Origin of the sequence: Thiorhodococcus mannitoliphagus, from assembly GCF_010915725.1 — a bacterium.
Classification (GTDB): Bacteria; Pseudomonadota; Gammaproteobacteria; order Chromatiales; family Chromatiaceae; genus Thiorhodococcus; species Thiorhodococcus mannitoliphagus.
Genome location: NZ_JAAIJR010000034.1, coordinates 1 through 19,526 on the forward strand (window position 1 = coordinate 1; position 19,526 = coordinate 19,526).

The window sequence follows — 19,526 nt, forward strand, 5'->3', positions numbered from 1 at the left end:
GTCGGATCAGTGTCCGCTTTCAGCTCGGAATGCTGTCCGCTTTGACGTCGGATTGGTGTCCGGTTTGGATCGGAATACTCACGTAGCGCAGGAGCAGGCAAAAGGTGTCGCGATAGCTGGCGATGGTGTGGGCACTGACGTGCTTCTGCTGAATCAGTCGCTCGGTGAAGAAGCGTTCCAGCAAGATCGGGAACGTGAGGGGCGCGCTCATGGCCACACCTGCAGTGGCAGGCCCTGTTCCAAGCGGTCCAAGGCGAGCTGGAGCAATTCCGGGGTGGCCGAAAGGTACCAGAAGGTATCGGCCACCTTCACATGCCCCAAATAAGTCGACAGTTCCGGCAGATGCCGTTCAACATCGACCTCCTCACGATACCAGCGCAACAGCACCTCAACCGCAAAGCGGTGGCGAAAGTCATGCAGCCGAGGTCCGTGGCGGTCCGTCGCCCCGCGTAGACCGATCTGGCGCGACAGCTGCACGAAGGTTCTTCGTAGAGACCACTGACTGAGTCGTGTTCCCTGCTCGGAGACCAGGAAGCTTGGCGTGGGCGCGATCGGAAAGACGCGATCGCGGGCGGCCACATAGGCACGGAGTGCCTTCTGGGTGGTGGCGTGCAGGGGCAGTAAACGCGCTTTGCCGAACTTGCCATGGCGAATCGTCACCTCCCCGAGCGTCAGATCGACGTCGGCATCATCGAGTGCGAGCAGCTCGCCGACGCGCATCCCGGTCACGCTCAGCAGCCCCAAGGCGGTGACCGCGCTCTGGGCGCGCAACCCGGTTGGTGAGGGCAACTGGGCGGCGGCCTCCAGCAGCTGCGCGACCTCAGTCTCCGTGTAGAGATAGGGGATGGCCCGTTGTGCGCGGGCGCTCAAGAGCCCGATCGCGGGAACCTGGCTCTGAGGATCCATGGCAGCACGAAAACGGGCGAAGCCGCGGACCAACGTCAAGCGCCGAGCCCCTTCGGCGGGCGAGAGCGTTGGCGACTGAGTGGCCCACTGCAACGCCAGCTCGCTGGTGATGTGCACGCTGCCGTGCTGTTCGAGAAAGGCCAGGAAGCGCGGCAGCAAGCGCTGCGCCTCATCCATCCAAAACCCGAGCGCGCGGCGTAAGGTCAGGTACTCCTCAAGGGCGTGTGCCAGCGTCTTCATTGCGCACCTCCCGGCCAGGGTGGTGCCAGTCGACGCAAGGACGGCTCATCCACCTTCGCGTAGATCCGCGTGGTGTCGAGGTTGTGGTGGCGCAGTAGCTCCCCGATTTCGACCAGAGACGCACCCTCGCGCAGTAGCCGGGTGGGCAGCGAATGCCGAAGCAGATGGGCGCCCTGATGTGGCGGATGTAGATCGGCGCGGGCCAACGCACGGCGCACGATGGTCCCGACGGCGTTGCCGGCTTGGAAGCCACGCCGCGGGGCGCGCAGACAGACAAAGACCTGGCGGGTGATGCACGCCGGTCGGGCCTCGCGCAGATAACGACTGAGGGCTTCGCCGACGTCCCACGGCAAGGGCAAGCGCTCGACGCGGGCGCACTTGCCACGGATGACCGGCTCTCTCGCCTCCCAATCGAGGTCGTCCAGGCGCAGTCGGGCGACCTCGCCGGCACGCAACCCCAGGCGGGCGAGTAACAGCAGAATGGCCTCATCGCGCAAACCTTGCGGGCGCGTCTGATCGACCGAGGCCAGCAAGCGCTCGACATCCTCGGGCGGCATGAACTTCGGTAAGCCCGCCAATTGCCGGCGCGCCGGCGCTGGCACGGCTTGCGCCAGATCGATGGCCAGGATGCCGTACTGCAGCAGAAAGCGCAGGAATCCGCGCAACGCACTGGCGATCAGTTGGGTGTGCCCGGCGCCGTAGCGGCGTGCCTGCTCGAGCATGAACGCATTGACATCCTCAGCGCTGAGGGCGCTCAAGACGGGTGGCGATTGCACCCCAAATCGCCAGTCGAGAAACCGCGTGACCGTGTCGAGATAGGTGCTGACCGTCTCTGGGGCCAAGTTGCGCTGGTTGATCAGATGCGCGCGAAATGCCTCCCGAATCGGAGCGGTCGGATGAAGATCCGGGCACTCAGGACGCGGTACGAGGACGCCTGTCCGGCGCAAGCACGCTAAAAAGAAGGCCAACATCGCACGGTCTTGACGATGTGGCTGATGGGTTTGATAACGCTCCGCCAGAAAGGCGTCGAGGATAGCCTCATTCAGATCGAGGACCGTGTGTGACGATGGCTCAAGCCAGGCCCCTAACGCGGCGAACAATCGCAGGGCGTAGTTCGATGACGTGATCGCGTATCCGCGCTCGGAGAGCTCCCGGCTAACCGCCTTGAGATGCGGCGCCAATAGGCCTGCCTGCAATTTCTCCCAAACAACCGGTCTGGGGTCGCAATGCTCGTTCATGATGTTTCCTCTGTGGCTGATCGGATGACTCGCCGCTGGGAAACAATCAGAATAATGCCGGTCAGACAATCATGGAATCAGCAGTAACACACTGATCGAAAAAGATCTTGGAGCAGGACGCCAACACTACCCGGCATTATTCGGCACCCGGGATTATGGCGCTAATGCCGTTCCCGGCATTAGCGCCATTCCTGCGCCATGGTGATCTATCAGGCGACGGGCGATCTGCGCAAGGTCGCGCTGTGGCTCGGTCATGCCAGCATGCAGACCGCCGAGATCTACCTCCAGGCCGACCCGACGGAGAAGCTTGAGGCGATCGAATCAGTGGTTCCGCCGTCGCTCACTCGTGGACATTTCAACGCCCCGGACCGGTTGATCGCCCAGCTTCGGGAGGCCGCGTTATGAAAAGCGATCGAGGCTGGCCAGCCGCCATCCGCCGGCCTCGATGCTCGACTGCTTTCCATAACGATGAGCTTTCGATAAGAACGGAAACTTACGTTAAGGCGTAAACGACCGACTTTTAAAGCCTATTTTTGGCGTCTCACCAAACGGTCGTTTGACGAGACGGGCGAACGGGGTTCGCAACCGCCTCAAGAACGGCCCATACTTGTCGCATCTTCTCGTTTCGAGAATGAAAGTCTCATTTACCCATGCAGGCGAGGTGAAGGCAAGACAGAAGGCGAGCGGAAGAGGATCTGATGGGAAAACTGGTGGGTTACGCGCGCGTAAGCACCGTTGAGCAGGATGTGGACATGCAGCTCGATGCGTTGCGGGAGGCAGGCTGCCGCGACGCGCTGATCTTCGTCGACAAGGTCTCCGGGGCCAAAAGCCAGCGTCCTGGCTTCGATGCCTGCATCGACGCACTCGAGCCGGGAGACACGCTTCTAGTCTGGCGTCTCGATCGACTTGGCCGGTCAATGCCGCACTTGGTGACCCTGATTTAGGAGCTTCTTGAGAAAGGCGTGGCGTTCCGCTCATTGCGGGACGGGGCCATCGACACCACCAGCGCGTCCGGCGAATTGGTCTTCCACATCTTCTCGCCGCTCGCGCAGTTCGAGCGACGGTTGATCCAGGAGCGCACCAAGGCAGGGCTCTCTGTGGCCCGTGCGCGGGGACGCAAAGGTGGGCGTAAGGCGATTACGCGAAACGATCCCCGCGTGAAGACCGCCTGCCGGATGCATCGCGATCACGAGCTGAGCGTCGAGCAGATTTGCAGGACGCTGGAAATCTCGCGGGCGACCTTCTATCGGTATCTCGCAGTGGCCACAGAGCCAACGCCGGCAACTTAATCAACGGACTCGGAGAATCGACATGACCATGGTTGTCGCCGCGGAAACACCGCCCTTGTCGGCGGATACTTTTGGGGTCTTTCGCGTAGGGGGCTCTCGTGTGACCCTCGATAGCGTTGTCAGCGCCTTCCGTGACGGGGCGACTGCCGAGGAGATCGTCGAACAATATCCAGCGATCTCCCTCGGCCAGGTTTACGCCGTCATCGCCTATTACCTGGCCCACACCGCCGAGGTGGATGACTACCTCCGCACGCGAGAACAACGCTCGGCAGAGGTTCGGCAAGCAAACGAGCGGCTCTTCGATCCGACCGGCATACGCGCACGCCTGATGGCCCGCCAAACTGAGCAGGGCTCACCGTGATCCGGTTGCTCGCCGACGAGAACTTCAACAACAACATCGTTCGAGGCGTCCGGCTCCGCGAGCCGCGCATCGACTTGGTCCGCATCCAGGACGTCGGCCTTTGCGGTGCCGACGACCCAAGCGTTCTGGAGTGGGCCGCGGAGCATCAGCGAGTCCTGCTGACCCACGACGTCGCGACCATCACGGCGTTTGCCTACGAGCGCGTTCGCGCGAGTAATTCCATGCCGGGCGTCTTCGAGTTCGGCCTGACAATGGCGCTACGCTCGGCGATCGACGATATCGTCCTCCTGGCCACCTGTAGCGAGGATGGCGAGAGGGAAGGACAAGTCCGTTACCTGCCGCTGCGGTGACTCTGAGAAGCTGACATGTCACAGCAAACCGAGATCGATTTCGAACAGATGGTGAATCAGATCCGGGGGAGAACGCCATCTTGCTCGAAGGCTTCGGGATCTGGCTGGCAGAGAGCGCACTCAAGTAAGAGACGGTCCGCAAGCACCAGGGAAGCGTCTCGTTTTTCACCGATCATTACATGGCCAAGCCCTCAAGCACGCGCATCGGCTGAGGGCGCGCACAAGGCTCCAACCCAATGCGCCCTTCACCGATTTCAAGAACCTCGGAAGTGTCGACCGTGTCAATACCGAACCGACTGTCGACAAAGTCCTCGGACTCATGGACCAGATTCAGGCGTGCGTCCTCGATCTTCTCCAAGCAAGCATGTCGAGGTGTTTCATCGCACGCTCAAGAGCGGCTGCCGCATCGAGGACCACCGCCTCGCCATCGATCTGGTGGTCGCCTGGCGCGTGATGTGGCTGAGAGCAAGCTCGGGCGCGAGACCCCGGAGGTGCCCTGCTCGGTGTTCTTCGAGGAAGCCGAGTGGCAAGCCTTGCATTGCCATCACCACCGCTCACCCCATCCGCCCGAGACACCGCCAACCCTCGGCGAGGCGATGCACATGCTGGCCAAGCTCGGCGGCTTCCTCGGGCGCAAGTGTGACGGCAATCAGGGGGCGATCGCACTCTGGCGCGGACTGGCGCGACTGTCCGATATCACCGATACGTTTTCGATCTTTCATCCCTCGATCCCGGCCAGACCGTAATGCGGTGTGCTCAATGTGGGAAATAGATAGCGAAGACGACAGGTCGGCGAAACCTCTGTCTTGACGGATCACAAGGCCACCCCATGACCCGCCGCGACCATGAACATCAGCATTGGAATCGAGAGCGCGGCATTGATCCGCGCCACGGTGGCGATGGTCTTCCTGGCCCTGGCGAGATCCGCCTCGCCTTCGGTTTTCACGATCCCCATGACCTTCTTCTGATTCGGCCAGAGTACGAGCCAGACGTTGATCAGGAGAATGGTCCCCAGCCAGACGCCGATGCCCATGGGCAGCCCGTACGCCGTGTCACCGCCACGACTCAGACCCAGGGTGAAAGCGGCGAGCAACTGGTCGGTGCGGACCAGATACCAGGCGCCGGTCAACCAGGTGGCCAGTGCCGCCCAGCGGAACCAGAGCAGCGCCCTGGGCAGGATGTACTTGCCGATCGCGGCCGGCCCTGGTCCGCCCTGATCGGCGGTGGCCGCCGCAATTGCCGGCATCTGGACGAAGTTGAAGAAGTAGAGCAGCCCGACCCAGATGATGCCGGCGACGATGTGCGCCCAGCGCAGGAGGGCCAGCTCATTGAGTTCCAGCAGTCCGTGACCGCTGAAGAGATTGACGATCATGGCAAGCAGGACCGAGAGGAGCAGACCAGCGATCCAAACACCTTTGATCGAATTCAATGGGTTCATGGCAAGACTCCGCGTTCAGGCGATTTCCGGAAAAGATCCTACGGGGTGTGATGTCTTGGTAAAGTCACCTGCAGAATTCACCTAAGCCTGGCCGCGTAGCGGCCAGTGGCCAGATTTTCCGCCAGCCTTTTCAACGAGCCGGATGTCCGTCATCGTCATGCCGCGATCGACCGCCTTACACATGTCATAGATGGTCAACAGGCTAACCTGAACGGCGCAAAGCGCCTCCATCTCGACCCCGGTGTGGCTATTGGTTTCGACAGTCGCGCGACAATGGACCGCCAGATCCTCGGGGCGAAGGGTCAGATTGATCGCAACACGGGTCAGACTCAAGGGATGACAGAGCGGCACCAGATCGGCGGTCCGCTTTGCCCCCATGATACCGGCGATACGCGCGACACCGAGTACATCACCCTTGCCGTGCCCACCCCGCTCGATGAGCGCGAGGGTTGCCGCCTCCATCCGGATCCAGCCCTCGGCCACCGCGCTACGGCGTGTCACGGCCTTGCCGCCCACATCCACCATATGGGCGTCGCCGGCGTGAGTGAAGTGGGTTAGTGACATCCAGAATTCACCTGAGTAGCCGGTGGTTGAGCTGGGACAACGCGCGCGATCGCGCAGGGATAGCCGCGCATCGCGTTGGAGCCGCTGGCGGGATCGAAACGCGCATCGTCGATCAGGGCGTTGTAGTTGAAGCGGTCGATGGCGTAGTCCGGCAGACCGAGCTCCGGGCAGGATTCCCACCACCCGTATTGCGCGCAGAGGGTATCGGCCGCGAGCCGATCGGTGATGCGGGCGCGCGCCCGCATCGACCCGACCGCTGACGCGATCCTGACCCAATCGCCTTCCGAGATCCCTTTGCGCTCAGCCAATTCCGGACCCAGCTCGACCAGCGGCTCGGGCAGCTTGCCGCGCAGCGAGGGCATGGCATGGTGCTGACTGTGGCAGAAGTAGGGCCACTTCGCCGTAGTCAAGCGCAGCGGATAGGCATCACTCAGCGGCAGACGGTCCGGCCCAGGCTCCGGTATCGGCGCGAGACCGGCGTCGAGCAGCGTCTCCGAATAGATCTCGATGCGCTTGGTCGGGGTGCCGAAGCCGTCGTGAAGATAGGGTCGATAGACCGTCTCGAGCGGGAGGGGAACCCCCTCTGGATGCCGCTCCAGCTCCTCGAGCCCGATGCCGGTCGGCGCGATCTGGTGGCTTAGTCCCGCCCGCTGGTCAGCGTCGAAGAACTTGTCGCCCAGACCAAGCCGGTCGGCCAGCGCGAAGACGATCGCGGTATCCGAGCGGCTCTCGCCCTGTGGCGGCAGCACCGGCTGACGCAGCTGCAGCCAGCGCGAGCCTCGCTCGCCCAGCTGGAACCCGGCCGCCAGACCCTCCCTCTCCCAGGGCGAGGCCACCGGCAGAACCAGGTCCGCGTACTGAGCCGTCGGATTCAGGAACATATCCGCGTGGACATAGAAATCCAGGGCGCGCAGCGCCGGATCGAGCGTCGGCGTATTGGGCTTGGTGAGGAGCGGATTGGCGCCGAAGCTCAGCAGACCCCTGACCGGATAGGGCTCGGACTCGAGCACCGCGCGCGCGAAATCCCGGCTCGTGACCCAGCCCTTGGCGGGCGGGCCGAGCGGTCGGTCCTCTCGGCCCAGGGCCTTGCCGAGCCGATCCTGGGGCAGCAGGTCGAAGCCCATGATGTCGTTGAGCGGCGGCACGGCGAAGCGCACATTGCCGCCAGGCGCGCCGAACGAGCCGGTCAGCGCGCACAGCAGACCGATGGCACGGCCACTCTGGGTCGCCTCGGCCTGCTGGCAGATCCCGGCCCAATGAAAGAAGCTCACTGGTCCCGAGTCGTGCAGCAGCCGCGCGGTCTCGCGAATCTGCCTCGCCGGCACGCCGCTGAGGGTCGCCGCACGCTCGGGCGGATACTGGGCGCAGCACTCGGCGAAGACCTGAAAGGCCGGACGGCAACGCACCTCACGGCCCTGCTCCCGCAAGACGACGTCGCCGAGCAGCAACGGCTTGTCCGGGGGATCGTCGAGGTAGGCCCCGCGGACCGGATCATAGGCGGCCGTGCGCTGCCGTCGCGCATCCCAGGCCATCAGGACCCGCTGTGCGCCCTGTGGGGTCGATCGCTCCGCCGCCATGAAACGACCATCATCGGACCGCACCAGCAAGGGACCGTTGCTCCAGTGTGCAATGAAGTCTTGGTCGTACCAACCGTTCTCGATCATCTCCCCGGCGATGGAGAGCGCCAGCACCAGATCGGATCCTGGCCGGACCGCAAGCCATTGGTCGGCAGAGCCCGCAAGCCCGGCCCGGCGGGGGTCGACCACGATCAGCCGCGCGCCGCGGCGTTTTGCCTCGGTGGCGGCCCGCGCGTAGGCGGGCCAGGAGGTGGACGGATTGAAGCCCCAAAAGAGCATGCAGCCCGTGTGATCGAAGTCCGGGATGCCGATATTGGATCCAAACGTCAGGGCGCTCCCGAAGTCCTTATGCCAGTTGCAATTCTCTGTCGCGAAAAGGATGTTGGGACTTCCGACGGCATGCGCCAGACGATGAATCCAGCCGAAGGCGTCCGCGACGGCCGTCCCGCTCGGCGTCGTGACCCCGAACACGACCGACTCCGCGCCAGCGTGCTCGGCGCTCTGGCGGATGCGCTCCGCGGTGAAGTCGAGCGCCTCGTCCCAGGAGACGCGCCGCCAGCCGGGGTCCGTATCACCCTTCGGCCGCGTGCGCATCAGCGGATAGAGCAGCCGTTGGTCGCTGTGGACCAGCTCGGGAGCCGCTCGCCCCTTGACGCAGAAGCTCCCTCCCGTCGGATGCTCCGGGTCTGGACGCACCTTCACCAGACGGCCGGCCTCCACCGTCGAGATCGCACCGCAGCGCGAGATGCAGAGCGGGCAGTAGCCATGAATCTCGGACATGCTCAATCACCCCGCCTTATCAATGCCTTTGCCTGTCATCGTGCCTCGATGTCTCAAAGACTCTTCCTCGGCTGGACCGAACCGAGGCCATTCAGGATCTCGGCGGCACCCCGCAACAGCCGCCGCAGGAGTCCGAAAAAGGCCAGTCCCCAGGCCAGAAGCGCGACATAGACCGTCATCGCGGGGATCCGGCTCAATCCCTCGATCTCCAATGCCAGCGCCAACTGATGGGTGCTCGCGGTATACATCCCGAGCGGAAAGACCGCGCCCCAGAACAGCGGCGTATAGACGAGGGGAACGCGCCTCAACCAATAGGTCCAGACGGTAAAACCGATCAGGAGCGGAATCCACCAGGTTCCCGCGGCCCAGAAGAAGAGTGTGAAACCCTTCAGGAAGGGTACCAGGGTCAGCAATAGAGGCGACTCCCCGGCGTGGATGATCAGGGTCGCGCCGGCCTGGGTCGCGATGGCGGTGGCCCCCATGCTGATCCAGTAGGGCGGGGTCAGACTGCCCGGCTCGACCGGCATGAAGGTCAGCCGATAGAAGATCAGGGCAATGATGTTGAGGTACAGCATGCAGCCCATGCAAAAGAACAGCAGGCAAAGAAAGAGGACGGTCGTCTGGTGATCCGGGAAGCGATCGGCCACAAGGGTGCCGAGCACCGCAATGGACTGTGTGGCAACCGAGGCGATCAGCCAGACGCCACTGAGCCCGTCCGTGAGCGCGGGCTTGGCGGGCTGCACGATGACGGCCGTGAAGAAGGCGTAGGTGATGAGCAGCCAGAGACAGAGCGCGAAGAGCCAGAGTCCCGCCGCCAGCCCCCCCTGGTCGGTCAGCATGAGGATCTGGACCCCGATCACGGAGGTTCCCGCAACGATCGTGAAGTGCCCCGGCCCCAGCGCATGCGCCCGCAGATCGCCCATCAGGCGCGCCGGATCGATGAAGAGACGCAGCAGCGTCATGACCCAGAGGGCCGCGAAGGCCACGAGATTGACCAGAAGCAAGGGCAGCGCCAACCAGTGCAGCCCAAGTGTCTCGCTCGCGATGGAGACGATGCCTGTCGCCATCACCAGCGCGAATGAGGATGGCGGAAGGCTCGCGATCCAATCCTGAGTCAGGCTCGCGACAGCCTGCCTGCGCGTCCGGTATCGCATCGCTCGTGACCTGGTTAGAACGGGACTGATCCGATGCCTGACATGAGTAGAGCGCGCCGAGACCCATCGTTTTCATCCCCCGGCGGTGAATTCGACAGCGATGGGCTCCGCGGCCGTCGGCCGGCGGCGCCTTTCCTGCGACAGCCTGCCGGGCCGCTGTCCCCATGGACCACTACCGATTCGCAACCTGCCCAGGCGGCAGGATGTCCTGCTCGAGGTAGGCGATGATCGCCCAGATCCGCTCTGGCCCGAGATTGGCGTAATGGGGCATGAGCCACTCATCCTTCGCGCGGGGCATCCCGGCGGCAATGCGGTAGTAGAGCTGCGTCGGGCTCGATCCGCCCTTCAGCGGCTCCGTCCTCAGATTGCGAGGCGGGATGACGTGTCCGGCGGCATCCGTCCTCAGCTTGGTCAGAACACCGTCGCCCGCGCCGTTGGCACCGTGGCAGACGGTGCATTGGTTGGCATACTCCTGCTTGCCCTGCGCGATCATGGCCGCTGTCGTCGCCGGTCTCGGAGGGACCTGGATCCGTTCGCCGGGCGCGGGCCGACCCTTCCACAGGAAGTTGACGGTTTCGATCAGGGAATCCACCTGTCGCTCGGAGAGCCGGCTAAAACTCGGCATCCCCGACCCCTCGAGTCCATTGACGACCACGTGACGCAGATCGGCGTCCGATGCGACCCCATTGCTAGTCGAAATGAACTGGAAGTGCCCGGCCGTGAGGTCGCGCGGGACCGCGGCGAAGGTCGGCGACTTGGCGCCAGGACCATCGCCCTGCCCCTCCAGACCGTGACAGCGGGCGCACTGACTCACATAGAGCGGATAGCCATCGAGCACCGGGCGCGAGCGGGCGGCATCGGATCGGGCCGCCGTCATCGTCGTTGCCTGTGCCTCCTGGACCAGACCATCCATGCTCGGTCCCGGCAGGGTCAGACCGATGAGGCCCAGGACCACGAGGACGCCGATGGCCAGATAGCTCATGTAGGACTTGTCGGTCACCCCTTTGAACTCCCAGCAGCCCATCACCCAGCCGTTCTGGAACTTCTTCGCCGCCGTGCGCAGCACCTGATAGGGCCGGACGAGATAGTTGACAGGCAGCGTCCAGGCGTGGATCAACTTGGTGAAGGGGAAGTAGGCCGCGAAGGCGAAGGCGAGCAGTACATGGAGCTTGGTCAGCAGCGGCGCGGAGGCCATCAGCTCGGGCTGCGGCGAGAACCGCCAGAGACTCGCGAACCAGGGGGCGGCGGTGAAGGACACACCCCAGATCTTATGGACAAGCGCCTGGTAGATGGCGATACCCAGGATGGCGATAATAAAGCCGTGCACGATGTAGTCGTCCGGCTGGCTCATGGCGCGCATCTCGGGCACCTGGATTCGACGCGCCAGGGCGATGATCGAGCCCGTGATGGCTGCCAGCCCGCCGAGCGTCGCCATCCAGAAGAAGGCCCCGACCCAAGCGCCCCACCCCAGGATGCCGCCGATCAATCCGGCTAGGTGGCCGAAGAAGACCAGGAAGATGCCCCAGTGCAGCAGATGCGTCGCCAGGCCGAGGATGTCGCGGCCGAGAAAGATGCCGCTGGCGCGGGTGCTCATGCCGAAGGGCCGGTAGACCATGCGGATGAAGGGCACCACGAAGAAGAGCGTGAGCGCCACGTAGGGGAAGACACCCCAGATCAGATAACTCGAACCCAGATAGTCGTTCATCAACGTTCCCACCCTGTCATTGATAGACCTTGAGACGACGGCTCTCCAGCCGGGCTACCCATGCGCACGGGGATGGTCGCCTTGACCTCCGGGGCGAGCCAGACCGGGTCGTCGGCGAGACGCTCCTGGTCCTCCTCCGCGACTGATTCCAGCGCCTCCATCAGGAGGTCGTAGACGCTCTCGTATTTCTGCAGCGCCTTGCGCATCGGCGGGATGCCCGGCAAGAGATACTGGTCGACGAAGCGTCGTCGCAAGCCAATGCCGTCGCGCTCCGGGTGGTCGACGCTGATCGCGAGGAACTCGATCATCACCGGCAGGAAATCCGGCAGGTCGGCCCCGGCCAGGTCGAACCCGAAGTGCTCGTACATGGCCTTGAGCTCGATCATGTACTGGTTGCGCCCGCAGGCCCCCGCGCCCCGACAGGAGTTGGGCTCGTCGTACAGGTGCGCCCCGAGGTAGAGCGGACAGGGCGGCGTCAGCTCCAGGGTCTGGGTGTATTCATCGACATCGTGCGCGGCTGGGGAGGCCAGGAAACGCTCGATGCACTCACGCATCGGCGTCCGTGGCAGGGCTTCGAGATACCGCTCCACCCGTCCGGCATCCCGGACGGATGGATTGAGCAACAGCTCCGCGATCACCCCGTACATGGCCCCGAGATCCCAGCTCGCCGACCCCGTCGATCCCAGTCCCTCCGAGAAGGATTCAGTCAGTCGAACCGTATTCATGGTCAGCTCCCCACGCCCATCTTGTTGCCGTGGAAGGAGGTGCGCCGCTTGGGACTCTGTTCCGGAGCCAAGAGGTCGTACCCGGTGAAGCCGCGCTCCAGATAGGGCGTGTTGTCGGTGTCCTCGGTGCGCGAGGTCGCGATGACGAAGCGCTCGTGGAAATGCGCCAGCGCGAGCAGCCGATGCATGTGCCTGGCCTGCTCGACGCTCAGACCGACGGCCTTGAGGATGCTGTCGTCGGTGCGGCCCTCGACTCGCTCCTGGCGGCGGAACTCGCGCAGCGCGAGCTGACGCAGCAGGGCCTTCTCGACCTCCTGGGTATTGCCCGCGGCCAGCAGGCGCGCCAGGTACTCGATGGGGATGCGGAACTCCTTGAGGTCCGGCAGCACCGAGCCGCCGTCGACCATGTCCAGCGTGCCGCGGTCGTTCGGCTTGGCCGTCTGCACCGGGCTCTCCGGCGGGATGTAGAAGAGGCTCGGCAGGGTGCGGAACTCCGGATGCAGCGGCAGCGCGATCTCCCACTCCTTGACCATCTTGTAGACGGGCGAGCGGCGGCAGGCGTCCAGCCAGTTGTCCGAGATGCCCTGGCGCTTGGCCTCCGCGATGATCTCCGGATCGAAGGGGTCGAGGATGATCTCGCGATGGCGCGCGACCAGCGCCTTCTCGTCCTGGGTGTTGGCCACCTCGGCCACGCGGTCCAGGTCGTAGAGCAGCGGACCCAGGTAGCGGATACGCCCCACGCAGGCCTGGAAGCACATGGGCGGCTGGCCGGTCTCCAGGCGCGGGAAGCAGAGAATGCACTTCTCGGACTTGCCGGTGCGCCAGTTGTAGTAGGTCTTCTTGTAGGGACAGCCGGAGACGCAGTAGCGCCAGCCGCGGCAGCGGTCCTGGTCGATGAGGACCACGCCGTCCTCCTCGCGCTTGTAGTTGGCGCCCGAGGGACAGGAGCCGACGCAGCCTGGGTTCAGGCAGTGATTGCAGATGCGGGGCAGGTACATCATGAAGGACTGCTCGAACTTCAGCAGCGCCTTGCGGGCCTCCGGCGTCATGTCGCTGAAGTTGTAATCGAGCGAGCCGGTCCCCTCCTCGTGGGTGCCCGCGCCGTTGTCCTCCCAGTTGACCCCATAGGTCAGCTCGATGTCCTCCTCGCCCGTGATCTGCGACTTGGGACGCGCGACCGGCTGGGAATACTTGGTCGGCTGCTCCGAGTGCAGGTCCTCGTAGGTGAAGGTGAATGGCCCCTTGCCGTAGTAGGCGTCCATCTGCGGCAAGACCGGGTTGTAGAAGAGGCTGATCATCTCCCAGAAGCGCGACGCCTGATTGAGCTTAGGCGCGTCGCCCTCCGGGTCCTGCTTCCAGCCGCCGCGGTACTTCTCCTGGTTTTCCCACTGCTTGGGATAACCCGCGCCGGGCTTGGTCTCGACGTTGTTCCAGAACATGTATTCCGCGCCTTCGCGGTTGGTCCAGACGTTCTTGCACGCAATGGTGCAGGTTTGACAACCCAGGCACTTATCCAGGTTGAAGACGATTCCCATCTGTTGCTTGATGCGCATGAGGTTATGCCCCGACGTTGAGCTGCGACTCTTGATAGATGACCTTCCGCCCGCGCGTCTCCATCGGCTTCTTGCGGATCAACACCACGCAGTCGCGCTCCGATGGACTGGTGCCCTGGTAGTTGAGCCAGTAGGTCCAGTTGGCATAGCCGCCGACCATGGTTGCAGGATTCATCATGATCCGCGTGGTGGCGTTGTTGTTGCCGCCGCGCAGGTCACTAGCACCCCGCTCCCGCGCCAGTGAGGAGAAGGGCACGTTCACATGCCGCTCGGTCTGGTGGTAGACGATCGACATGTCGCGCGGCACCGTGTGGCTGACCACTGCGCGGGCCACCTGGATACCGTTCTCGTTGAAGATCTCCACCCAGTCGTTGTCCTTGACGTCGATGGCGCGCGCGTCGTCATCGTTGATCCAGACCGTCGGTCCGCCGCGGAACATGTTCTGCATCTGCCAGGAGTCGCCGAACATGCTGTGGATGCCCCACTTCTGGTGCGGAGTGATGAAGCGGAACAACTTCGCCCCCTTCATCTTGATGTCCTCCGGATGGACGTCGCCGATCGACACCATGTCCACCGGCGGCTTGTACACCGGGAAGTCTTCGCCCAGGTCGCGGAACATGCGGTGGTCGTAGTAGATCTCCTGGCGCCCGGTCAGAGTGTGGAAGGGCTTGAGGGCCTCGATGTTGAGCGTCCAGGGCGAGTAGGTCCGACCCTTGGTCTCGATCGCGGACCAATGGGGGGAAGTCAGCGCCCGCCTGGGCTGGGAGATCAGATCGGGGTAGTGGTAGGCGGTCTCGCGCTCATGCTCGACGATGTGCGCGAGCGGCACGCCGCAGCGCTCCTCCATCTTCTTGAAGATCTGATAAGACAACTCGCCGTCGCTCTCGGGTGAGGTGCGCAGAATCACCTCACAGACCTTGGCCGCGGTCGTCATATCGGGCCGACCGTCTTTCTCCCCGACCAGATAGCTCTCCTTCATCTGCTCGTAGGCCTCGGCGAGATCGCCCTTGATCCCCTTGGCGCCATAGCCGTTCGGCTTGGTGACGGCCGGACCCAAGGTGGTGTACATGTCGTGGACCTTGGTGTAGTCACGCGTCACGACGCTGACGTTGGGGAAGGTCTTGCCCGGAATCGGCTCGCTCTCCCCCGTCCACCAGTCGCGCAGCTCGCCCATGGGCTGTGCCAGCTCATCCGGCGTGTCCGTGCTCAGCGCCGTCATCACCAGATCCTCGACCGGGTCCGGCAGATGCACCTTGGCCAGCTCGCTGACCTTCTCGGCGATGATCCGGAAGGCTTCCCAGTCGTGCTTCGTCTCATAGGCCGGGTCATGCGCCGGCGTGAAGGGATGCAGGAAGGAATGCAGATCCGTGCAGGTGAGATCGAACTTCTCGTACCAGTGCGCCGTGGGGAGCACGATGTCGGAGTAGTTTGCGGAGGAGTCCATCCGCAGGTTGACGTTGTAGATGAGATCCAGCTTCCCGAGCGGGGCGTTCTCGGTCCAATCGATCTCGTTGACCATGTCCTTGGCACGGGTGTCGCCACCCAGCACGTTGTTGTGGGTGCCGAGCATGTGCTTCAGGTTCAGCTCATGTCCGCGCATGCTGGTGCCGATGAGATTGCCGCGATAGATCCAGAGCACCTTCGGGTGGTTCTTGGGCGAGTCCACGTTGGGCAGCGCGAACTTGAGCTTGCGCTCCTTGAACTGCTTGGCGACCCACGCCTTGACGTCGTCGAGGCTCTCGCACCCGGCCTTGCGCGCGTCCTGCATGACATCCGTGGGATTGCGCTCGTCGAACTGCGGAAAGAAGGGCAGCCAGCCGTTGCGGACCGCGACCGCGTTCATATCCGCCGCGTGGTTGGCCTTGGTGGGCATCTCCTTGGCGCGCGGCGCCCAAAGCGGGTCCAGGCTCATGCCGTCGTAGCGCCACTGGTCGGTGTGGAAGTAGAAGTAGGAGGTCGAGTTCTGCTGCCGCCCGACGTTGCCCCAGTCGACCGCGTTGCCGATGGTGCCGATGGCGGCGACGTTGCGGATCTTCTCGGTGCCCACGTAGTGGGCGAAGCCGCCGCCGTTGCGACCCTGGCAGCCCGTCAAGATCCCCATCACGGCCTCGGAGCGGTAGGTCAGGGAGCCGCCGTGATACCAGTGCAGGATGCCCGAGCCGGTGATGAAGAGACACTTGCCCTTGGTCTTCTCGGCGGTGTCCGCCCACTCCCGCGCCACCCGGATCGCCAGGTTGCGGTCGACGCCGGTCTCCTGCTCCTGCCAGGCCGGGGTATAGGCTTGGGAAGCGTCGTCATAGTCCTTGGGATAGCCCGATCCCGACAGACCTCTGTTCACGCCGAAACTGGCCAGCAGCAAGTCATAGGCCGTGGCGACGCGCACCTTGGTGCCGTCCGCCTTGGTCAGCACCCGACTCGGCACGCCGCGCAGGCTCTTCTGAGCCTTCTCGCCGCGCAATGCCGTGGTTCCGAACTCGACGTTGAAGGTGTGGGTGAAGTCGGCGTATTCGACGATGACCTCTTCGTAGTCGCCGTCCATGAGGGTCAGCATCGGGTCGAACGCCTTCCCGGTCACGGCGTCCTCGTTCTTGAGGTTCCAGCGACCGGTCTTCTGCTCCTCCCAGCGGAAGCCGACAGAGCCGCCGGGCAACCGCACCTCGCCGTCCTTGTCGAAGCAGGGGATCTTCCAGTCACCCAGCTCCTCGTCCTGGTAGGCCTCCAGGTCGCTGGCGCGCAGGAAGCGGCCGCTCGCGTAGTGGTCGCCCTCCTCGTCCAGGATCACTAGGAAGGGCAGATTGGTGAACTGCCCGACGTAGTCCTGGAAGTACGAGGCGCGGCGATTGACGTGGAACTCCTGCAGGATGACGTGGATACAGGAGAGGATGAAGGCGGTATCCGTGCCCGGACGCACCGGCACCCAGAGGTCGGCGAACTTGGTCACGTCCGAGTAGTCCGGCGAGAGGTTGACCAGCTTGCCGCCGTTGTACTTGTGCTCGGAGGCGAAGTGGGCGTCGGCGGTGCGCGTCATGGGCAGGTTGGAGCCCATGACGATCCAGTAGGCGCTCTGATACCAGTCGGCCGACTCATGCACGTCGGTCTGGTCGCCCCAAATCATCGGCATGACGTGCGGCAGGTCGTGATACCACTCGTAGAAGCTCAGCATGGTCCCGCCGAGCAGGTTCGACAGGCGGTGCCCAGAGAGGAAGCTCACCATGCTCATGGCCGGGATGGGCGAGAAGGACGCGAGGTGGTCCGCGCCGTATTCCTTGATGGTGTAGACCTTGGCCGCGGCGATGATCTCGGTCGCTTCGTCCCAGGTGGTGCGGCGCCACCCGGCCTTGCCGCGTGCGTTGCGGTAGGCCGTGGTGCGCTCGGGGTTCTCGACGATCGCGCCCCAGGCGGCGACCGGATCCTTGCCCGCCTCCCGCTCGGCACGCCAGAAGTCGAGCAGCACGCCCCGGACATAGGGGTATTTCGGACGTACCGGGCTATAGGGATACCAGGACGACGAGATCCCGCGCTGGCAGCCGCGCGGCTCGTAGTTGGGTGTCTCGTCGTTGATCTGGGGCCAATCGGTCTTTTGCAGCTCCCAGGTGATCATGCCGTTCTTGACGAAGACCTCCCAGGAGCAGGAGCCGGAGCAGTTGACGCTATGACTGGTGCGGACGGACTTGTCGTACTGCCAGCGGCGCCGGTAGAAGTCCTCCCACTTGCGCGGCTCGTCCAGCTCGCGAAACCAGCGGGATCCCGCGCCGCCTTTGTCCTCAGCCTTGTTCTTGCTCATTGGTGCCGTGCCTCTTGAGTTGCGGGGTCTTGAGCTATGGGGTCTTGAGCTGCGGAGTCTTGCTGCTCGCCCTCGACGCTGTCGTAGGCCATGGAGAACGCCTTCACGAAGGGGCGGAAATCCCGGACCGTGCCGTAGATCGCCACCACCGCCTCGCGCTGCTCGTCATAAACCAGGTTGACCGCCTCGGAGCGGCCGATGGGGTGCGGGACCGCGTTATTGTCGTGGTCCACCCAGTCCTCCTTCATGGCCTGCATGGAGACATAGAGGAGTTCTGACCTGGGATGGGCCTGCCACCAGACGCGGTAGTCCCAGCCGGCCAGCTCGATCTCGCGCTGGACCGTGCGGGCCTCGGGGTCGTGCGGGTCGATGTCCCATTGCAGGACGGGGACGGCGATGTCGTAGCGGATGGCCTCGCGCGGTCCGCTGAGCGGCTGGGGTCCACCCGGGCCATAGCCGGCCGCCGGCGCAACGTCCAAACGGCCGAGCGTGATGGCGAGCAGGTCGGACTCCGGGAGCTCGCCGTCCTCCAGCATCTCGGCCTGCAGGGGCGTCATGAGCCGGCTGGCCGTCTGCTCGACGCGACTGCCCTTGCGGCCCACCTCCCTCGCCAAGTCTTGAGCGCTGCGCAGCGGCACCTCGGGGACGTAGGGCCTTGCCCGGCGAATCTGGATATCCGCGTAGCTCGCGCGCCGCAACACCTCGCGCATCTCGCGCTCCATCGCCGCGACCTTGTCCTCGTCACGCGTATCCGGCTTGAACTCGACCTCCACCATCGGTCCGATGGCGACGATGTCGCCGACGAACCCGGCCGCGACGATGTCACGCGAGAAGCCCGGGTACTGGACCTCCCGAAGCAGCTCGCGCACCTCCTGCGACTGCGCACTCATCATGGTCTCTTCACTCCTCATCCTCCGTTGTCAGGCCCAGGAGCCGCGGCACCCATGGGGTCCGAATCGGCTGTCCTGGAGGGATGATGTCGACATGACACTTACAGCAACCGACGTGCCAGAGGACCGAAGAGGTGCCCAGTGGCGTGGTGACGCGCTTTGCGGGAGAGTCGCGGCGAGCCGCTGCGACACTTTGTTCCCGCGGTCCGCGCGCGGTTGGGAGAATATGTCCGATGGTGCGAGTGAGGATTGGGTGGAACTTCCTAGAACTGGAGCCGGGAAGGCGGCTTCGTTACGCGCCAATACGTTCAACGACCCAAGCCTCCCCGGCTCGATGGTGACCTGCGTTTCGATGGAGACGGTCTCCTGCAGGACCGGGCTGAATAGTCGGATACACCGGCAGGATGTGACTGGGCAAGCGCCCGATGATGCGGCTTATCGACGTACTGAAGCGCGGCGGGCAGGGATGACACAGCATGCATACTCAGCCGCAGATGCGGCAGCATTCGCGGGGTCGGGACACCCCCGCTCCGATCACCAATCCTCCGGCGGCAGCGCAAGCTTGCCAATGGCCGCGAGACGCGCGCGCCGCTCTTTGGCGATCTTGCGGACCCGGCCAACCCCGGGCTTGAGTTCGATGGCGGCGGCGATGGCTTCCTCCACGGTGGCGGCCTTGCGTGCCTGATTCGGCGCACTGGCAAACTGAGGCTTATGGGGCTCGGAGAGAATGTCTTCGGCGTTGCTCATTGTTGTTCCGGCGCTGGCCTGAGGACTGACATGGCTTGGCATTGAGGGTATCGATTGTCCCCAACTGTCCTGCAGGAAACACGCCAGCTTCCAGGCGAATACCGGCACCCCGCCGCCGAGGTCATCCGTTGCGGCAACTCGTCGGCCGGAGTCGTCCGCTCAGGGGTTGGAACTGATCGTTCCTCCGGGCCAAAGTGTCCCGGCGAGTTCCTGGCAAAGGGCCGT

General features: G+C 64.1%; 19 protein-coding genes and 1 pseudogene. 6 read left to right on the forward strand and 14 right to left on the reverse strand.

All coding sequences use genetic code 11. The annotated features are described in order from the left end of the window. Positions 1 to 19 precede the first annotated feature (19 nt). The 3 genes from G3480_RS10205 to G3480_RS10215 are packed head-to-tail and all read right to left on the reverse strand — an operon-like array spanning position 20 to position 2,384. Complete coding sequence (locus G3480_RS10205) at positions 20 to 211, reverse strand: hypothetical protein (RefSeq protein WP_206171652.1); 192 nt, start codon at positions 209 to 211, stop codon at positions 20 to 22. Next, on the reverse strand, positions 208 to 1,146 hold the full coding sequence (locus G3480_RS10210) for a tyrosine-type recombinase/integrase (RefSeq protein ID WP_164653786.1): 939 nt from the start codon (positions 1,144 to 1,146) through the stop codon (positions 208 to 210). The genes G3480_RS10205 and G3480_RS10210 overlap by 4 nt, the downstream gene beginning before the upstream one ends. Further along, positions 1,143 to 2,384: a tyrosine-type recombinase/integrase gene (locus G3480_RS10215; RefSeq protein ID WP_164653787.1), complete on the reverse strand. Its 1,242-nt coding sequence runs from the start codon at positions 2,382 to 2,384 to the stop codon at positions 1,143 to 1,145. The genes G3480_RS10210 and G3480_RS10215 overlap by 4 nt, the downstream gene beginning before the upstream one ends. Before the next feature lie 198 nt (positions 2,385 to 2,582). Here G3480_RS10215 and G3480_RS10220 point away from each other — a divergent pair, with 198 nt between their 5' ends. From G3480_RS10220 to G3480_RS10235, 5 genes and pseudogenes are all read left to right on the forward strand, one after another. Then, positions 2,583 to 2,789, forward strand: a complete 207-nt coding sequence (locus G3480_RS10220) for a site-specific integrase (RefSeq protein ID WP_164653788.1) — start codon at positions 2,583 to 2,585, stop codon at positions 2,787 to 2,789. A 293-nt stretch (positions 2,790 to 3,082) separates the two neighbouring features. Next, positions 3,083 to 3,490 (forward strand): annotated as a pseudogene (locus G3480_RS10225) (recombinase family protein); the annotation flags it as partial. Continuing rightward, positions 3,482 to 3,673, forward strand: a complete 192-nt coding sequence (locus tag G3480_RS29720; RefSeq protein ID WP_476718467.1) for a helix-turn-helix domain-containing protein — start codon at positions 3,482 to 3,484, stop codon at positions 3,671 to 3,673. The pseudogene G3480_RS10225 and the gene G3480_RS29720, both read left to right, overlap by 9 nt. Before the next feature lie 22 nt (positions 3,674 to 3,695). Continuing rightward, entirely contained in the window at positions 3,696 to 4,034 is a 339-nt protein-coding gene (locus G3480_RS10230; RefSeq protein WP_164653789.1) for a DUF433 domain-containing protein, read from the forward strand. Next, positions 4,031 to 4,384 (forward strand): DUF5615 family PIN-like protein, encoded by a 354-nt coding sequence (locus tag G3480_RS10235; RefSeq protein WP_164653790.1) that lies wholly within the window; start codon positions 4,031 to 4,033, stop codon positions 4,382 to 4,384. Before G3480_RS10230 ends, G3480_RS10235 begins: the two co-directional genes overlap by 4 nt. A 175-nt stretch (positions 4,385 to 4,559) precedes the next feature. Here the strand turns inward: G3480_RS10235 and G3480_RS10240 are convergent, their stop codons facing one another. After that, the gene (locus G3480_RS10240) at positions 4,560 to 4,742 is read right to left on the reverse strand and encodes a hypothetical protein (RefSeq protein ID WP_164653791.1); all 183 of its coding nucleotides are present in this window, start codon (positions 4,740 to 4,742) and stop codon (positions 4,560 to 4,562) included. Between the two features lie 97 nt (positions 4,743 to 4,839). Between G3480_RS10240 and G3480_RS10245 the strand changes: the two genes are divergently transcribed. Further along, a complete protein-coding gene (locus tag G3480_RS10245) occupies positions 4,840 to 5,130 on the forward strand; it encodes an IS4 family transposase (protein WP_164653792.1) in 291 nt (96 codons plus the stop codon). A 68-nt stretch (positions 5,131 to 5,198) separates the two neighbouring features. Here G3480_RS10245 and G3480_RS10250 read toward each other — a convergent pair whose 3' ends face one another. The 10 genes from G3480_RS10250 to G3480_RS10295 all read right to left on the reverse strand — a co-directional run bounded on the left by G3480_RS10250 (position 5,199) and on the right by G3480_RS10295 (position 19,301). After that, a complete protein-coding gene (locus tag G3480_RS10250; RefSeq protein WP_240905737.1) occupies positions 5,199 to 5,822 on the reverse strand; it encodes a hypothetical protein in 624 nt (207 codons plus the stop codon). Positions 5,823 to 5,903: 81 nt separating this feature from the next. Next, positions 5,904 to 6,386, reverse strand: coding sequence for a cyclic pyranopterin monophosphate synthase MoaC (gene moaC / locus G3480_RS10255; protein WP_164653793.1), 483 nt, complete (start codon positions 6,384 to 6,386; stop codon positions 5,904 to 5,906). Then, the gene (locus G3480_RS10260; RefSeq protein WP_164653794.1) at positions 6,377 to 8,743 is read right to left on the reverse strand and encodes a molybdopterin-containing oxidoreductase family protein; all 2,367 of its coding nucleotides are present in this window, start codon (positions 8,741 to 8,743) and stop codon (positions 6,377 to 6,379) included. Before G3480_RS10260 ends, moaC begins: the two co-directional genes overlap by 10 nt. Before the next feature lie 53 nt (positions 8,744 to 8,796). Then, complete coding sequence (locus G3480_RS10265) at positions 8,797 to 9,897, reverse strand: tellurite resistance/C4-dicarboxylate transporter family protein (protein ID WP_164653795.1); 1,101 nt, start codon at positions 9,895 to 9,897, stop codon at positions 8,797 to 8,799. Between the two features lie 172 nt (positions 9,898 to 10,069). Further along, entirely contained in the window at positions 10,070 to 11,602 is a 1,533-nt protein-coding gene (locus G3480_RS10270) for a respiratory nitrate reductase subunit gamma (protein ID WP_164653796.1), read from the reverse strand. Then, positions 11,602 to 12,327: a nitrate reductase molybdenum cofactor assembly chaperone gene (locus G3480_RS10275; RefSeq protein ID WP_164653797.1), complete on the reverse strand. Its 726-nt coding sequence runs from the start codon at positions 12,325 to 12,327 to the stop codon at positions 11,602 to 11,604. The genes G3480_RS10270 and G3480_RS10275 overlap by 1 nt, the downstream gene beginning before the upstream one ends. 2 nt (positions 12,328 to 12,329) lie before the next feature. Then, entirely contained in the window at positions 12,330 to 13,880 is a 1,551-nt protein-coding gene (gene narH / locus G3480_RS10280; protein WP_164653798.1) for a nitrate reductase subunit beta, read from the reverse strand. A 4-nt stretch (positions 13,881 to 13,884) separates the two neighbouring features. Beyond that, the gene (locus G3480_RS10285) at positions 13,885 to 17,664 is read right to left on the reverse strand and encodes a nitrate reductase subunit alpha (protein ID WP_164653799.1); all 3,780 of its coding nucleotides are present in this window, start codon (positions 17,662 to 17,664) and stop codon (positions 13,885 to 13,887) included. Beyond that, on the reverse strand, positions 17,661 to 18,557 hold the full coding sequence (locus G3480_RS10290; protein ID WP_164653800.1) for an iron-sulfur cluster assembly protein: 897 nt from the start codon (positions 18,555 to 18,557) through the stop codon (positions 17,661 to 17,663). Before G3480_RS10290 ends, G3480_RS10285 begins: the two co-directional genes overlap by 4 nt. A gap of 531 nt (positions 18,558 to 19,088) precedes the next feature. Beyond that, a complete protein-coding gene (locus G3480_RS10295; protein ID WP_164653801.1) occupies positions 19,089 to 19,301 on the reverse strand; it encodes a hypothetical protein in 213 nt (70 codons plus the stop codon). Positions 19,302 to 19,526 lie beyond the last annotated feature (225 nt).

Excerpts from the sequence above, each read along its gene's own strand:
- G3480_RS10265 (WP_164653795.1), bottom strand. The coding sequence starts at position 9,897 with ATGCGATACCGGACGCGCAGGCAGGCTGTCGCGAGCCTGACTCAGGAT.
- G3480_RS10230 (WP_164653789.1), top strand. The coding sequence starts at position 3,696 with ATGACCATGGTTGTCGCCGCGGAAACACCGCCCTTGTCGGCGGATACT.
- G3480_RS10215 (WP_164653787.1), bottom strand. The coding sequence starts at position 2,384 with ATGAACGAGCATTGCGACCCCAGACCGGTTGTTTGGGAGAAATTGCAG.
- G3480_RS10250 (WP_240905737.1), bottom strand. The coding sequence starts at position 5,822 with ATGAACCCATTGAATTCGATCAAAGGTGTTTGGATCGCTGGTCTGCTC.
- G3480_RS10260 (WP_164653794.1), bottom strand. The coding sequence starts at position 8,743 with ATGTCCGAGATTCATGGCTACTGCCCGCTCTGCATCTCGCGCTGCGGT.
- G3480_RS10275 (WP_164653797.1), bottom strand. The coding sequence starts at position 12,327 with ATGAATACGGTTCGACTGACTGAATCCTTCTCGGAGGGACTGGGATCG.
- G3480_RS10295 (WP_164653801.1), bottom strand. The coding sequence starts at position 19,301 with ATGAGCAACGCCGAAGACATTCTCTCCGAGCCCCATAAGCCTCAGTTT.
- G3480_RS10290 (WP_164653800.1), bottom strand. The coding sequence starts at position 18,557 with ATGATGAGTGCGCAGTCGCAGGAGGTGCGCGAGCTGCTTCGGGAGGTC.
- G3480_RS10285 (WP_164653799.1), bottom strand. The coding sequence starts at position 17,664 with ATGAGCAAGAACAAGGCTGAGGACAAAGGCGGCGCGGGATCCCGCTGG.
- moaC (WP_164653793.1), bottom strand. The coding sequence starts at position 6,386 with ATGTCACTAACCCACTTCACTCACGCCGGCGACGCCCATATGGTGGAT.
- G3480_RS10270 (WP_164653796.1), bottom strand. The coding sequence starts at position 11,602 with ATGAACGACTATCTGGGTTCGAGTTATCTGATCTGGGGTGTCTTCCCC.
- G3480_RS10220 (WP_164653788.1), top strand. The coding sequence starts at position 2,583 with ATGGTGATCTATCAGGCGACGGGCGATCTGCGCAAGGTCGCGCTGTGG.
- narH (WP_164653798.1), bottom strand. The coding sequence starts at position 13,880 with ATGCGCATCAAGCAACAGATGGGAATCGTCTTCAACCTGGATAAGTGC.
- G3480_RS10205 (WP_206171652.1), bottom strand. The coding sequence starts at position 211 with ATGAGCGCGCCCCTCACGTTCCCGATCTTGCTGGAACGCTTCTTCACC.
- G3480_RS10210 (WP_164653786.1), bottom strand. The coding sequence starts at position 1,146 with ATGAAGACGCTGGCACACGCCCTTGAGGAGTACCTGACCTTACGCCGC.